This is a genomic window from Haladaptatus rarus (assembly GCF_054177585.1).
In genome coordinates this window covers 130217-143667 of the sequence record NZ_JBPEHG010000010.1, presented here as the reverse complement: position 1 = coordinate 143667, position 13451 = coordinate 130217, and the positions used below count along the sequence as shown (strand labels likewise).

The window sequence follows — 13451 nt, the reverse complement described above, 5'->3', positions numbered from 1 at the left end:
ACCGACGTTGACGACTGCGTCACGGCCTATTTGAGCAATCATGGCAGGTGAAGCGTCGGAGAATGACGAATCTCCCTCCACGCTCATCGACGCGAGAATCAAGGAATTACTCGACTGGCAGGGCGAGACGCTATCCCGGATGCGGGGTCGCATCAAGGAGACCGACCCCGATGTGGTCGAGGGATTCCTCCGCGTGAACGCGGTGGAGGATGTCAACCGGTACTATTAGTAGCAACGCAACTGGCACGCAACGAGCCTGCAAAAGGCATCCTCGTTCGTCCACTTCACTCGAACTCGTGATTCTGATTCACGAGCTTCTTCTCCACGTAGCTTACCACATCGTGGAATTCGGTGCTTCACGGGGACGCCTGTGAGTGAGGGTCGCTAGCTACGCCGGTTTTTCGACCCAGATCCAAGTTCCTTGAGGACGTACAATCCACCGTTTCGGTCGGAGGCGTAAATCCAGGGCTTGCCGGGCTCCTTGTAGATACCCCAGACATCTTGGATGCCGCCGTTGTGCGCTTCGAACTCGTCGCCACCGCCGCTGTATCGCGCAATCTCGACCGGGTTGTAGGGATCGCTGATATCGAGGACAAGCACTCCGTCGGAGTACCAAGAGAGGTACACCTTGTCTCCCTCAACCATTGCATTGTGAACCGAGTAGGTGCCTCGTGGATCGCAGTTCGCGTCTCCGGGGTTGGCACTGCACACCGTGTCGAACTCGTTGGCGAGTTCCGGGTTCGATTCGTCGGAGTAGTCCCAGATACGGACGTTCCCCCAGCGGCCAGGAGTGGCCACGACCTCAATTGGCGCACCGGTATCGCCGATCGTGAGCCCGCTCACATCCGTGACGTTGAAGATCGCCAAGCCGGTGGAGTGACCGACGAACACGCCCGGAATGTCACGTGACTCCCCACCCATGACTGTCAGTTCGTCCCCTCTGGCAGCATCATTGAATACCACGATACCGTCGTAGCCAGCGTCGATGGCGTTCTGCGCCTTCTCATCGAACCGGCATTCCCCGCGTTGGATGACCGCAATCTCACCCGAACCAGAGGCAGGCGGAACAGTACTGGGGTCGCATGCTAGCCCGACGTACGTAGTTGACCCGCTCATCGTGCGGTCAGGCAAGGTGAAGATGGGCGTCGTGAACGATCCCTCGACAGTCTCGTACTCGCCTGCAGTGGGGCCGTCGGTGATGGTAAACTCGACCTCGAATTGGTCGAAGTCCTCCTCGGTCTCGACGACGATGCTACCGTCCTCCGAGGGCCAGGCCTGGTGACTGTTGACCTCTCCGTCCCCCAGACTGGGATCGAGCGCAACCGAAACCAACTGCAGGTCTGCTGGGTCACTGATGTCCAAGAGCACCAACCCGGCATCCCAGTTGGCGAGGTACGCCCGGGTGCCATCCTCGTTCACGGTGATGTCGTGCAGGAACCGGTTCTTAGAATTCCCGAAGCCGTCGAACAGATAGGCGTCTAACTCGAGAATCAGGTCGAAACTCCCAGTGTACGGGTCGGCGTAGAGGTCGACCAAATCACCGGTGGCCGGGTCAACGAACAGACCGGTCGTGGGATCATACGACGGTGCGAGGAACTCGGCACCCCATGCACTCACGACCTGCGGATTCGTTGGATCGGTAATATCGAATATCTGGAAGTTTCCGAACTCACTCTCAACGACTGCGGCAACGTAGTCCTTCGATCCTTGGGTGAAAAGGAACACGTTGTGAACGCCGAAGTCGGTGAAGCCGAGATTATCGCGCAACAGCTGGTTTACGTCGTCGGTCTGAACCGACGCCAAGTGCATCGGGGCTGTGGGATCATCAACATTGTACACTTCGAACCCGCCGCGACCACCGTCGCAGGCTTCGTTGGAGTGAACTAAAACCGTCCCCGAATTCATGGTGGCGACCTTGACGTCGTTGACCCGACTGCCGGCGACTGACGGCACGCTCCCGACGTACTCCGGTCGATTCGGATTATGGACATCGAAGACGGCGATACCCGGCCCCAGGAGATCGTCGACGAGAGAGTCGTCGCCGAAGCCGTCACCGGTCCCACACGGGGTGTTGAACGTCCCCAGGTATGCGTACCCGTCGTGTGTCCACACGTCTGTAGTGCCATCCGGAAGCAGGCGCTCGCCGCGGCCCGCGACGGCGAGATTCTTCGTCACCTTGGCGGACGGCCCACTGCTGACGATGCCGCTGGTCGTGGCATCCTGTTCGACGAGCGATTGACTTGGGTCTGGAGCCCCATGGCCGGAAAGCTCGTGGCCGTGGTCGCCTGTCTCATTGGGATCGTCGGTCGGTCCTGACGGGTGGTGTGCACCGACAGTCTGTGGGAACATGCTAAGGCCGCCGACACCGACCAGCGAGAGTATCGTCCGGCGGGATACGGAGGTGCGCACTGTTGAGTCGGTCGATTCGTCATCCTTGTTTGGTGAATCTTCTATTGGCATAGGTTTCAACACCAACGATGTATACCCTATTCAAGGGTCACCGTTAGTATTGCACAGCTATAGTTGTCCTAATTAAATATATAGTTAACTAATGTTATGGTTATTATATATTATAAATTTCGAATCCTGAATGAGTTCTAAAGCGGGAAACCTATTGGAAAACTGTAGTGACTCGACCTGAACTCCCTAATATAGGCTATCCGCTGATAGTAGTTTACAACGAGGCATTTTTGAGATAACACCCGTCTGGGCGTCGTGGATCGGTGCCGTCGCAGGGATTGTGACTGGCGTGGCGATTGCCCCGGAGTTGGGACTCGGAATTGCTTTGGGCGGTCTCGTCTGGCTGGTGTCCTCATTCGTGATGAGTCTGTTGGACCGTTCCAGTTTTCAGCAGTAAACAGCAGTCCTCTTCACGAATTGAGAGGTGCCGTGTGTCGCTGGGCTTGACACGGCCTGGTTACTGCTCTCGATTTTCGTCTCTGTCGGGATGACAGCGGGCTGTATGACACACGACCCGCCACCAGCAGTCACAGCTTGTTCCGACTGTTCAGTGTACGCGATTGGCGCAGTCCCAAACGTGAGACGCATGCCAGCGGAACGGCTTGCTAGCACGATTTCAGCATCCCCGATATACGAGGACGTGAACTCGTGGTCCAGCGTTGCCGTCTCGCTGAAAAACACGTGAGCCACGTTCACTGCACCAACGTAGTCTCGACCGGCTTGATAGCCGCACCAAGTGTTGTCACAGCGGAAGTGACCACCCCACCACACTTCGTGATAGTGGTCGGGGGACTTGATGGTGTGTCCTGTGGAACCGCACCGAGGACACGATCGTGACGTGTTGCCTGGACGCACTTTTCGCACGTGCAGTCCGGCAATGTCTGACCCGTCGCCAGTAGGGGAACAAGCGGTTGCTGATACGTTCCGAGCTGGCCAGCTTCGGCCAGTGACGAGACGATACCGAACAACGCCATGAAGTTGTGGAAGACGAGCGCACCGTAGAACGACCTGCCCCCGAAGTAGATTAAGCCCGTACCCACACCTATGATAGTGAGGAGTCCGACCATCCCTACTGTATTGAACGGGGGACTGTGAGCGAAGTGATAGACGCCAAAACCACAGTTGAGATGACAAGTGCACTCTCGTCTGCGAGATACTGATTCACCCCACGGTGGCGCAATAGTGCAGCAACACTGCCTCCGACGACGACCCAACACACAACGACTTCGGCTATAGATACAGGGAGTACCTGCGCGAACACGTTCATGACCACGATAGGATCGGAGGTAGGAGGTTGTTGAAGGACGTAGAGGCCGAACCCAATCGTACCCCCGAGGATAATCGCTCCGAGGGTACGGGAGGCCGAGCGGAAGCCGAGTTGTGTCCGAGTAGTAAACTCTGAGGCAACGAATTCCCGGATCAAGAGTAGCGCAAGGATTGTGCCGAAGAGGATGTTTGTAACCCCTGTGTAGACAAGTCGGTCAGTCACGGCTTCGGGACGGAGAAACGTTTGAATGCGCCCTTCTAAGGGCCACGTCAGCGCTGTCCATGCAATATACGTGCCTCCCGCCACAAGTGTCTTAGCTAACGGAGAAAAGCCCTGGATGGAAGGAAGTCTCAGCGCATCCCTGGTTGATTGGACAATCGATGCCATGTCGTACGATACCTCGAGAAGTGGCTTAACAATAGACGGTGATTCTCAACTGCTAAGTTAGATTGCTCAAACCAGTAGCGATGACTGAGTACCAGGTAGGCGCGTTGATAACTCTACTCTCTCTTATTCAGCACAAGAATTCTGACAGCAGCTCGGTAACTCAGTGAGCCACTGCAAGATACAGGGCGCGTATCGGTCACGGGGCAGAGTTCGCCGGGAATAGAGCGACGGTTCACCAAAGGTTTTGTTTATAGGTAAGCAAGTGTGTCTAATGACTGACTGGATTGAGGAATACACTGAAACAGACGATTTGAACCAGAAATATAGATTGCTCCGTGAGGAAATAACCAGTCTTCGCGGTCAGAGAGACGATGTTGAATTCTTTGACCCAGATTCCGTTTGTATTGATATTCGACGATTGAACGGCAGGGTTGATGGCGATTTAATAGTTTTCGTCGCGAACGATTTTGGTCTGCCGATAGCTTACCGCCCAAATGACATAGAAATAGAAGTACAGGACGAAATTCGGCAGGCAATTCTCCAAAGCAAGTATGACGGTGCAAATGAAGATTTGAACAAGATTCGGAGTAAGCTATTGGATACGCACCCTGCGATACATAAAGTCATAGTAGCCGAACACTCTGGCCAGCATCTCAGATACCATCTCCCCGAAGGTTCAAACGAGACGACGAACTTCATAACTGTTCGTGAGATGGTCGGTCTGATCGACTATACGACAAACAGCTTCCAGAGTGACGGTCTCTCTGTCACGTACTGATACGGCGATATTCCAGTTCCGTCTTTCACGACCGGGACAGGGACCGACTGACCGAATTTTTCACTTCTGGGGAAGGTCTGGAATAAAAGGAGACGTTTGCTGAATACATCCTCTCTATTCAGCACGCCGTTCTTGGTAGGTGGAGAGGGTTTCAACAGTGTTGTCTTCTTGAAAGCCCCGCACGCTCGCCGGCTCCGCTCTCGCTGCTTCTCACTCACATTCGTTCGCTTGTGGGAACGTCGGCTCATTCGGCGAGCGCTCGGCCCCTTTCAGTCCCCCCGGTTCAGATGGTCGGAATTGTGTTCTCATGGTTTGACTGGTGGTTCTCTCCGGCACGCCCCGCTCGCCGCATTCCGCCCGCCGCGTCGCTCGCGATCGACCAGTCCGGGCATGCGGCCTGTGGCCGTTCCGGGTATCTGGCCTCGCCGCCAGCACCAAGCGTGCTGTCGGTTGCGTCTCCCCGCTGGTCGATGGACACGAAACCGGCTTGTGTGCTGGTCGCTTCGCCCCGGGCGGGGCGGTGCTGGATGATTATTTTCCTCGGGGCGCGCTCTCGCGTCGCGCCCAGAGGGCACTCGTAAAGGCGCGAGAGCGCAGGAGACGGATGCGGTGTGCAGGACAGAGATGTGACTCATGTAGAGGTGAGAGCTGCAGAAGACGCGGGAGAGGGCGCGCCTTCGGGATTAAGACCCCAATGAGTAGTAAACGCACTATTATTGCCACCTGATCAATGATTCGTCCGGGTACTCGTCTGTAAGTGCGACGAAGGGGACGATCACGTCGAAGTACGAACCACGTTCGATCGCGTCGGTATCGTGGTTCCACTCGACAAATCCAGCCGCCTCCAGTTTCGGTAGATGGACGTGATGCAGTTGTGTTTCGAACAGTTCGACGTCTTCGGTATCGATAGTGATATCACCCAGCGCAAGTTTATTCTCGCCGTGTGAGGTGACCTCGTGGAGACGAGAGAGGATTTGACGCCTGTCTTGATTGGCGAGGCAGTCGAACAACGTGTTCAATCCGCCGTGGAACTGTGTCGTGTCGGTCGTTCTCGGTCGGTTCATCCGCGTTGGACTCATGTTTGATTCTTCCTCGAAATGTGGCCTTTCCATCGTGGTGGTCGTCACCACGAGCACGGTCGAATTCGTCTTCGTACCATGGCCAGATAGGAGTGGAGGTTGGTGCGTCAACCGGTATATTAGTACCGGGTAGAAACCCGCTGTCTCGGTCTCAAGCGGTGGTTAACAACGCATTTTCGACCAACTTCTCCACCCCGCCGCGGATTCGCTTCGAGAGTGCCTGCGAACTGATGTCCAGTTCCTCGCCGAGTTCGTCGAGCGTGGTTCGGCTGGGCGTCTCGAAATACCCACGATTCGCGGCCAACAAGAGGGCTTCGCGCTGTTCGGGCGTCAGGCCGAACATCCGACCCCGCCGGTACTCCTCGGTCAACGAGTAGACGCGGTCTATCTGGAGTGCGATGTCGTATTTCGTACAATAGTTGTAGAACGCCGCGATGTGTTCGTGGTCGTCGAACCGGAGCTGGAACTTCCACCTATCTCCCCCATGCCCTTCCATCAACGCACCCTTCGCTTCGGTGATTCCAGCGAAGATATCATGCTCTTCTGTCCATTCAATTCGGTACAGGACGCGACCTTCGAGTTTGTCGAGTCGGTCGAAGTTCTTGACGAGTGGTTCTTGTGTCAGTGACTCGTCGAAGTCGAGATAATCGGCATTTTCGACCCACAGATAGGGAACCGCTCCACGTTGCATCGGGACGACGCGTTCGAGTTCGATGTGCATTGGATGACTGCTGGCGAGTACCTCACCGAACCGAAACTTGTCTGCGTCGATGGAGATCTCGGTGATGACGCTCATACTGGTTGCTACGCCGGGAGCGATATTGAGCGTTCTTCGGCAAGGAACCCTCGAAGACCTACTCTGTGGTCGCACTCCCTGACGGTGTGGAAATCCGTTCACCGTCGACCGCAAATGCGTATGCGAGGACGAGCGCGTCGAGACCCCACACCACAGCGACACTTAGATATGCCAGTTCGTAACTCGTCGCCGACGCGATCGCCCCACTGGCGAGCGGGCCGATCGCGTGGCCGACCGACGAGAATGCGGAGTAGACGCCGAGAACCGCTCCTTCGTTCCCTTCGGGGGCAGTTTCGTATCGGATCGTACTGAGCGCAGGCCCCGAGAACGCACTTCCGACCGCACCGAGCACGTAGAGCAGGGGCGGAACGAACCAGATGTGGACGGAACCGACGACGACGATGACGGCTGTCCAGACGAACTTCCCGAGCAGGACGCTTCGTCGCTTCCCGAACGAGTTGACGAGTGAGCCACCGACCGGCATGACGACCGTGAGAGCGATGCTGAAGAGGCTCCAGAACAGGCCCATGTACGCAGGACCAGCACCGATCGTCTCTTCCAGCAGTGGGGCGATGATCGGACTCGTCGCCCCCAGACCGGCACCACTGAGTAACGCACCGAGCGCCAGCGCCACGAACAGCGGACTGCTCCGGTCACGGATGGTGCCGATCGATAGCTCCGGGCGAAGACTCGTCGAGCCGGTGTCAGATTCGATACGCGGGAGAAACGTGGCGAGGAGGATGCCACCGAAGAGTGTGCACGCACCGAGCAGGACGAACGGGATCGAAAACGACCCGACCGCAGCGACGATGCCACCGAACGCAGGCCCGATCGTCGCCCCGAGCGTTCCGGTGCTACTGTAGACGGACAGCACCTCCGGGCGGGTTTCTTCGTTCGAGATATCGCCCAGGTAGGTCGTCGTCGGTGCGTTCCGCATCCCTGCGGCGATTCCATCGAGCGCCCGAAGGAGTAGTATCGTCACCGGGTCGGTCACGAACCCGAGGGCGATGATACTCATCGCACCGGCGATCATCCCCGATGTGATGAACGGTCGTTTCCCGTATCTATCGGCGAGATACCCTGCGGGTGCGGCAACGATGGCCCGTGTCGCCGTCGGGAGTGCGAACATAACGCCCAAGAGCAGCGGGCTCAGTCCCAGTTGGACCGCGTAGATGGGCAGCAGTGGGACGAGGATCGATTCCGACATTCGGTCGAGGACGTTCGAGACACAGAGGAGGAGTATCCGCCGGTCTTCCAATACTGAGAGCGAACTGTAGTACGTCGTGAGTTTTCGTTTCACGGGTTTGGTTGTGATATCGGTTGGTGGTCAGATGACTGGCAGGTGCCACGTATCGACCGTCGCTTCGATGTTATCGAGACGCTCCCAACCGGTGACCGGTGGAGACGACGCCAGTCGTCCCCCGAACACCTATCACAGAATCACACCTCGAACTCGCGTCCGGCGACGGGAAATCGTCCCCGATGACGCGAAATCACATCTCATGACGTGGAATCGTGTTCAACGAAGCGAAATCGTGTTTACTGGCGCGAAATCGTCGCGAACACGAGACGAGGAATGGTTGGCATCTCGAACACACCGGAGTACGGACGAACGGAGCACGAAGGGAAGACTCTCGGGAGAGAGCCGACCCTGTGAGCAGATTCGTAAGAAAAGCGACCGACTCGACGGACGCTTCCGTTCCGGTTAACCGAGATGCATTGACGAGATTTCTAATCCAATAGATGTTAAACGTTATGGAATTTTAGAATGTTCGTCATCCACCGAGATACGCATCACGGATGTATTCGTCGCCGCGAAGCGTCTCCGGTGTTCCCTCGCGTTCGAATCGGCCATTTTCGAGCAGGTAGATCCGGTCGTGTAGTTCGCCATCGAGACTACCATTCGTTCACACGCGACTGCATCCATCGCCGCCAGCCAGGATCTCGGTCAGTCACCTCGCGGACGGTGGTTATCGGTCGTCGCTCGTGTCATCTCGAGTGGAGAGCGCCGGTCTCGCCGTCGTCTCCGGAACGCCGAGACGACGGCGAAAATCTAGCATTCTCCGACAACAGGATGCGTATAACGAACACAGTGTGTTCGAAACGGTGGAGTGGAATATGTCTCCTACAACCGACGTTCAGTCCGTTCGGGGGCAGTCGAGCGAATCGACGATCGCGAGGGAACACACGGCTCAGCAGTCGCAGACGGCGGAAGAACCCCTTCGGGTGGGGGTGCTTCTTCCCGGCGAGACGGTTCCAGCGTGGATGAAACGCGCCATCGAACGGATGGTTGTGGAGACGAACGTCGAAATAACGCATCTCGTCGTCAACACCGCCGCCGCTCCCGACGACCTGAGCGATTTTCTCGCAGGGTCGTTTCCGAGAGGTATGCGGGAGTACGCGTCATGTTGTGTCGACCGCCTGCGCTCGCATCCACTCTGGTCGCTCACGGGTATCGGTCGGCAGTTCGCTCCGACACCCGAGTATCAAGAGCCGAAACCGGTCGAATCGATCGCCACCATCTCGTCCGCCGAGCGCATATCTTGTCGTCCCGTTCCAGCCAGCGGTTTCGGGAACCGGCTACCCACAGACGTGGCGACGACGGTGGGTGAGAACACGGACATCGTCGTTCGCCTGGGCTTCGGCGTGTTGAAAGGCGAGTTCCTGACGATGCCCACCCACGGTGTGTTGAGCTTTCATCGAGGCGACCTCGGATCCTATCGCGGACAGCCCGGTGGCTTCTGGGAGTTCCTCCACGACGAACCGACGGCCGGCGTTACGCTCCAGCGAATCGAGGAGACGCTCGACGGTGGCGAGATAATCGCTAAAGAAACGGTCGACATCACCGACGCACACACATGGCGCGAGGTCGAACGTCGCCAGATCGCCGCGTGCAAGCGACTCCTCGCGGTCGGCGTTCGGCGGCTTCGAGACGTGTCCCACGAGCCGACGACGCCCGACTCATTAGGTGAACTGCATACGATACCGACTGGGGAAGACGTTGCTCGCTACGTGGGGAAGACGGCTGTCGGGAAACTGCGCGTACTGTCGGGACTGACCGTTACGAGAGACGGCGACCGGAGATACCGCAACGGTACGTGACTCACCACACCTGCCCGTCACTTCTCCCTGATGGGGAACCCGGTAGGGGGCTATCGAGTCGATTCGTCATCCACCGAGATACGCATCACGGATGTATTCGTCGCCGCGAAGCGTCTCCGGTGTTCCCTCGCGTTCGAATCGGCCATTTTCGAGCAGATAGATCCGGTCTGCGTGTTCGAGCGTGAACCTGACGTTCTGCTCGCACAACAGCACGGTGACGCCAGCATCCCGAATCTCGTCGATGCCATCGCTGATGTCGTCGAGGACGACCGGCGCGAGGCCGAGGGTCGGTTCGTCGAGCAACAGGAGGTCGGGGTCGCTCATCAGTGCCCGTCCGATGGCGAGCATCTGCTGTTCGCCACCGCTCAAGGTTCGAGCCTTCTGCGTCGTCCGTGATTCGAGCGTCGGAAACAGGTCGTAGACGAACGCGAGTCGGTCGTCGCTGTCGGTTCGATGGCGGTACGTACCGAGTTCGAGATTGTCGGCGACGCTCATGTAGCCGAACAGATCTCGGGTCTCGGTGCAGTGAATCAATCCCTGCGAGACGAGGTCGCTCGGCCGCGAATCGGCGATCTCCTGCCCCCGATAGGTGACACGCCCCTCGTAGGGGTGATGGCCGGTGACTGCGTCGGCGAGCGTCGATTTTCCCGCACCGTTCGGGCCGATGATACCGACGATCTCGCTGGCCCGAACCTGGAAGTCGATGCCGCGAAGTGCGGCCACCTCACCGTACGAGACGCGGAGATTCTCGGCGAGCAACACCGTCTCGCGGTGGTGTTCGTCCTGCGATGACGGGCCACTGCCGACGTCCGTGCTCATATCGTCTCACCGCCGAGATACGCTTCCCGGACGTGGGGGTCGCGTTTGATCTCATCGGGCGTTCCTTCCGCCAGTTTCGACCCGAACTGGATGACGATCACCCGGTCGATGAGCGAGAGGAGGCCACGCATGTTGTGATCGACGACGACCAGCGTGATACCGCGGTCGCGGAACGACTCCAGCAGCGCGGAGATCTCCGTGACCTCCTGACTGGAGAGACCGGCGAACGGTTCGTCGATCAGCAACAGGTTCGGATCGGTAGCGAGGGCGCGACCGAGTTCGAGTCGCAACAGCCCCGCGTGGGGTAACTCGTCCGGTCGCTGTGTCAGTCGGTCGCCGAGACCGACCCGTTCGCAGATCTCCGACGCCTGTCGTCGTGTCTTCCCTCGAAGTCCGGTGATGGATGCGATCTTGTCCGGGACGAGCGCGAGCGCGACGTTCTGGATGACGGTTCGGTCTTCGAGCGGTCGGAACGATTGGAATGTTCGCGCCATCCCGCGTTTGACCATCCGGTAGGTCGGTTCGCCGGTCACGTCCTCGCCGCGATACCACACCGTTCCGTCGGTCGGTGGGTACGTCCCCATCACGCAGTCGAACGTCGTCGATTTACCGGCACCGTTCGGGCCGATGAAGCCGAGTATCTCGTTTTCCGCCACGGCGAACGAGAGGTCGTCGACCGCCGTCAGGCCGCCGAATTGCTTCGTCAGGCTGTCCAACACGAGGATGCCGTCGCTCGGTTCGTACGCCGTTTCCGCTCCGCCGGTCGTGGACTGGTCAGTGCTCATCGTCGCCACCTCCATCAGGGTCTCCATTCGGGCCTCCATCCGGGAGCACCTGCCCCGCATCTCCGTTCTTCCGGGCCATGATGCGCCGTCCGTTCCTGACCGCCCACGGGACGATGCCACGAGGGAGGAAGAACAGGAGTGCGAGCGTGACGACCGAGAACAGGAGTAAGTCGAGTTCGGCGATGGGGGCGTCGAACAGCGGTACCGTCCATTCGAGTTGGCTCAGATAATCCCGGAACATGTAGAAGAACAACCCGCCGATAGCCGGGCCGACAATGGTTCCCATCCCGCCGAGCACGCTCGCGATGATCACCTCGATGCTGACGGTGAGGACGAGTAACTGACTCGGCTGAGGGTTGCCGATCGGCGTGTGGACGAACACAGCACCGCCGAGGCCGCCGACGGCGGCGCTCAGTACGAACGCGAATATCTTGAACTTGGACGGGTTGAGACCGACCGCCGAGACAGCCTTCTCGTCTTCGCGGATGGCGGTGAACACCGCACCCGCGTCGGAGCGCGTGACGGCGAGCAACAGGAGCAACACGAACGCGAACAGCCCGAACGCGAGGTAGTAGTTGGCCGTGATCACCATCTGGAAATCCTCGAAGCTGAGGAGTTCGTCCGGACTCGCCAGGCCGAGTTCCCCACCGAACGTCCCGCTGAACACGATGAAGACCTGGAGCAGGATGAGCGGCGCGACGAGCGTGACGAGCGACAGGTACGGCCCCTCCAACCGAAGTGCAGGGACGCCGATGACGATTCCGGCGATCGCGGCGACGACCGTCCCGAGCGGTATCGCGACGAGTGGGTCGATTCCCAGTTCGAGATTGAGAAGCGCCGACGAGTAGCCCCCGACGGCGAAGAAGAGGCCGTGCCCGAAGCTGATCTGGCCGGTGTACCCCGAGACGGCGTCCCAGCTCATGGCGAAGACGGCGAAGTAGAACGCACCCGTGAGTTTCAGCACCGTGAGCGGTTCGACGCCGAACGGGAGCAATCCGAGTCCGAGGAGTCCGAGGATGCCGAGTTGGTGACGGAGCGCGAGCGACGTCGGGTCGAGGAGGTCCCGGTACGTCCGCCGTTCGGTGGTGACGTCGTCCGCCATGGGTCAGGCCTCCGCGAGTTCACGACCGAACAGTCCTTCGGGCTTGAGCAGGAGGACACCGACCAGGACGACGAGCGATGCGAGACCGCTCAGACTCGAATCGACGTACGAGACGGTGAACACTTCGAGGAAGCCGATCAGGTACGCACCGACGACGCTCCCACGGATGGAGCCGATGCCACCGAGCACGACGATGGAAAAGGAGAGGATCAGCGGCCCACGTCCCATCGTCCAGGTGGCGGTTCTGAACGACCCGAGAAAGAGTCCGGCGATGCCTGCGAGCATTCCCGCGACCAACCACGTGTAGAGGTACATGCGGTCGCTCTCGATGCCGACGAGTGCGGCACCTTTCGTGCTCATACTCGTCGCGAGGATGGCCTTTCCCGTCTGCGTGTAGTGTATCGCCACTATCAGGATCCCGATGAGCAGCCACGAGAGGAGGAACACCAAGACGAGGTTCGTCTGGACGGTGCTTCCGGCGAACGATAGCTGTCCGGGGAGCAGCGACGGGATCGCCTTCGGCTGCGTTCCCTCCACGACGAGGACGAGTTGCTCGACGGCGATCGCGGTTACGAGCGTCAGTATCATCACGGTTATCGGCTCGTCTTGCACCCAGCGTATCATGCCTGCGTACAGTGCGGCGCTGAACAGTCCCGGAACGAGCAGTGCGGCGACCGCCCCGACCCAGATGTTGGCTCCCAGCGCGGTGACGACGTAGTACGCCGCGAAGGCACCGATGGTGATGTTCGCTCCGTGTGCGAGATTCAGGACGCCACCGACGCCGAATATCAGTGTGAATCCGATAGCGACCAGCGCGTACAGTGCACTTATCAAGACGGCATTGACCGTCACGTTGAGTACGTCGACCATGGTTTC

At 58.8% G+C, this 13451-nt stretch carries 14 protein-coding genes; 3 read left to right on the top strand and 11 right to left on the bottom strand.

Annotation, left to right across the window (positions count from 1 at the left end; translation table 11 throughout):
- The first annotated feature begins 40 nt into the window (after window positions 1–40).
- Window positions 41–229 (top strand): hypothetical protein, encoded by a 189-nt coding sequence (locus ACR3FE_RS19440; RefSeq protein WP_458209154.1) that lies wholly within the window; start codon window positions 41–43, stop codon window positions 227–229.
- A 155-nt stretch (window positions 230–384) separates the two neighbouring features.
- On the opposite strand, the gene ACR3FE_RS19435 is transcribed toward ACR3FE_RS19440, so the two are convergent.
- The 3 genes from ACR3FE_RS19435 to ACR3FE_RS19425 form a co-directional block, all read right to left on the bottom strand.
- Window positions 385–2460, bottom strand: a complete 2076-nt coding sequence (locus ACR3FE_RS19435) for a PA domain-containing protein (RefSeq protein WP_458209152.1) — start codon at window positions 2458–2460, stop codon at window positions 385–387.
- 387 nt (window positions 2461–2847) lie between these two features.
- Window positions 2848–3315, bottom strand: coding sequence for a zinc ribbon domain-containing protein (locus ACR3FE_RS19430; protein WP_458209180.1), 468 nt, complete (start codon window positions 3313–3315; stop codon window positions 2848–2850).
- Window positions 3316–3529: 214 nt separating this feature from the next.
- Window positions 3530–4114, bottom strand: a complete 585-nt coding sequence (locus ACR3FE_RS19425) for a hypothetical protein (protein WP_458209151.1) — start codon at window positions 4112–4114, stop codon at window positions 3530–3532.
- Window positions 4115–4385: 271 nt separating this feature from the next.
- Between ACR3FE_RS19425 and ACR3FE_RS19420 the strand changes: the two genes are divergently transcribed.
- Window positions 4386–4892 carry a hypothetical protein gene (locus ACR3FE_RS19420; protein WP_458209149.1) on the top strand — a complete coding sequence of 169 codons (507 nt, stop codon included), beginning with the start codon at window positions 4386–4388 and terminating at the stop codon, window positions 4890–4892.
- 283 nt (window positions 4893–5175) lie between these two features.
- Here the strand turns inward: ACR3FE_RS19420 and ACR3FE_RS19415 are convergent, their stop codons facing one another.
- The 4 genes from ACR3FE_RS19415 to ACR3FE_RS19400 all read right to left on the bottom strand — a co-directional run bounded on the left by ACR3FE_RS19415 (window position 5176) and on the right by ACR3FE_RS19400 (window position 8067).
- Window positions 5176–5370, bottom strand: a complete 195-nt coding sequence (locus ACR3FE_RS19415) for a hypothetical protein (protein ID WP_458209148.1) — start codon at window positions 5368–5370, stop codon at window positions 5176–5178.
- A gap of 235 nt (window positions 5371–5605) precedes the next feature.
- Window positions 5606–5971: a DUF7344 domain-containing protein gene (locus tag ACR3FE_RS19410; RefSeq protein ID WP_458209147.1), complete on the bottom strand. Its 366-nt coding sequence runs from the start codon at window positions 5969–5971 to the stop codon at window positions 5606–5608.
- Window positions 5972–6122: 151 nt separating this feature from the next.
- Window positions 6123–6767 carry a helix-turn-helix domain-containing protein gene (locus ACR3FE_RS19405; protein WP_458209146.1) on the bottom strand — a complete coding sequence of 215 codons (645 nt, stop codon included), beginning with the start codon at window positions 6765–6767 and terminating at the stop codon, window positions 6123–6125.
- A 58-nt stretch (window positions 6768–6825) separates the two neighbouring features.
- A complete protein-coding gene (locus ACR3FE_RS19400) occupies window positions 6826–8067 on the bottom strand; it encodes an MFS transporter (protein WP_458209145.1) in 1242 nt (413 codons plus the stop codon).
- 818 nt (window positions 8068–8885) lie between these two features.
- Between ACR3FE_RS19400 and ACR3FE_RS19395 the strand changes: the two genes are divergently transcribed.
- Entirely contained in the window at window positions 8886–9869 is a 984-nt protein-coding gene (locus ACR3FE_RS19395; RefSeq protein WP_458209144.1) for a formyltransferase family protein, read from the top strand.
- Window positions 9870–9935: 66 nt separating this feature from the next.
- Here ACR3FE_RS19395 and ACR3FE_RS19390 read toward each other — a convergent pair whose 3' ends face one another.
- From ACR3FE_RS19390 to ACR3FE_RS19375, 4 genes are read right to left on the bottom strand one after another with little or no spacing between them, the layout of a single operon-like run.
- The gene (locus ACR3FE_RS19390) at window positions 9936–10688 is read right to left on the bottom strand and encodes an ABC transporter ATP-binding protein (protein ID WP_458209143.1); all 753 of its coding nucleotides are present in this window, start codon (window positions 10686–10688) and stop codon (window positions 9936–9938) included.
- Window positions 10685–11473 carry an ABC transporter ATP-binding protein gene (locus ACR3FE_RS19385; RefSeq protein WP_458209141.1) on the bottom strand — a complete coding sequence of 263 codons (789 nt, stop codon included), beginning with the start codon at window positions 11471–11473 and terminating at the stop codon, window positions 10685–10687. The genes ACR3FE_RS19390 and ACR3FE_RS19385 overlap by 4 nt, the downstream gene beginning before the upstream one ends.
- Complete coding sequence (locus ACR3FE_RS19380) at window positions 11463–12575, bottom strand: branched-chain amino acid ABC transporter permease (RefSeq protein ID WP_458209140.1); 1113 nt, start codon at window positions 12573–12575, stop codon at window positions 11463–11465. Before ACR3FE_RS19380 ends, ACR3FE_RS19385 begins: the two co-directional genes overlap by 11 nt.
- 3 nt (window positions 12576–12578) lie before the next feature.
- Window positions 12579–13445, bottom strand: a complete 867-nt coding sequence (locus ACR3FE_RS19375) for a branched-chain amino acid ABC transporter permease (RefSeq protein ID WP_458209139.1) — start codon at window positions 13443–13445, stop codon at window positions 12579–12581.
- Between the last annotated feature and the right edge of the window lie 6 nt (window positions 13446–13451).

Excerpts from the sequence above, each read along its gene's own strand:
- ACR3FE_RS19380 (WP_458209140.1), bottom strand. The coding sequence starts at position 12,575 with ATGGCGGACGACGTCACCACCGAACGGCGGACGTACCGGGACCTCCTC.
- ACR3FE_RS19435 (WP_458209152.1), bottom strand. The coding sequence starts at position 2,460 with ATGCCAATAGAAGATTCACCAAACAAGGATGACGAATCGACCGACTCA.
- ACR3FE_RS19405 (WP_458209146.1), bottom strand. The coding sequence starts at position 6,767 with ATGAGCGTCATCACCGAGATCTCCATCGACGCAGACAAGTTTCGGTTC.
- ACR3FE_RS19390 (WP_458209143.1), bottom strand. The coding sequence starts at position 10,688 with ATGAGCACGGACGTCGGCAGTGGCCCGTCATCGCAGGACGAACACCAC.
- ACR3FE_RS19410 (WP_458209147.1), bottom strand. The coding sequence starts at position 5,971 with ATGAGTCCAACGCGGATGAACCGACCGAGAACGACCGACACGACACAG.
- ACR3FE_RS19425 (WP_458209151.1), bottom strand. The coding sequence starts at position 4,114 with ATGGCATCGATTGTCCAATCAACCAGGGATGCGCTGAGACTTCCTTCC.
- ACR3FE_RS19395 (WP_458209144.1), top strand. The coding sequence starts at position 8,886 with ATGTCTCCTACAACCGACGTTCAGTCCGTTCGGGGGCAGTCGAGCGAA.
- ACR3FE_RS19420 (WP_458209149.1), top strand. The coding sequence starts at position 4,386 with ATGACTGACTGGATTGAGGAATACACTGAAACAGACGATTTGAACCAG.
- ACR3FE_RS19385 (WP_458209141.1), bottom strand. The coding sequence starts at position 11,473 with ATGAGCACTGACCAGTCCACGACCGGCGGAGCGGAAACGGCGTACGAA.
- ACR3FE_RS19375 (WP_458209139.1), bottom strand. The coding sequence starts at position 13,445 with ATGGTCGACGTACTCAACGTGACGGTCAATGCCGTCTTGATAAGTGCA.
- ACR3FE_RS19440 (WP_458209154.1), top strand. The coding sequence starts at position 41 with ATGGCAGGTGAAGCGTCGGAGAATGACGAATCTCCCTCCACGCTCATC.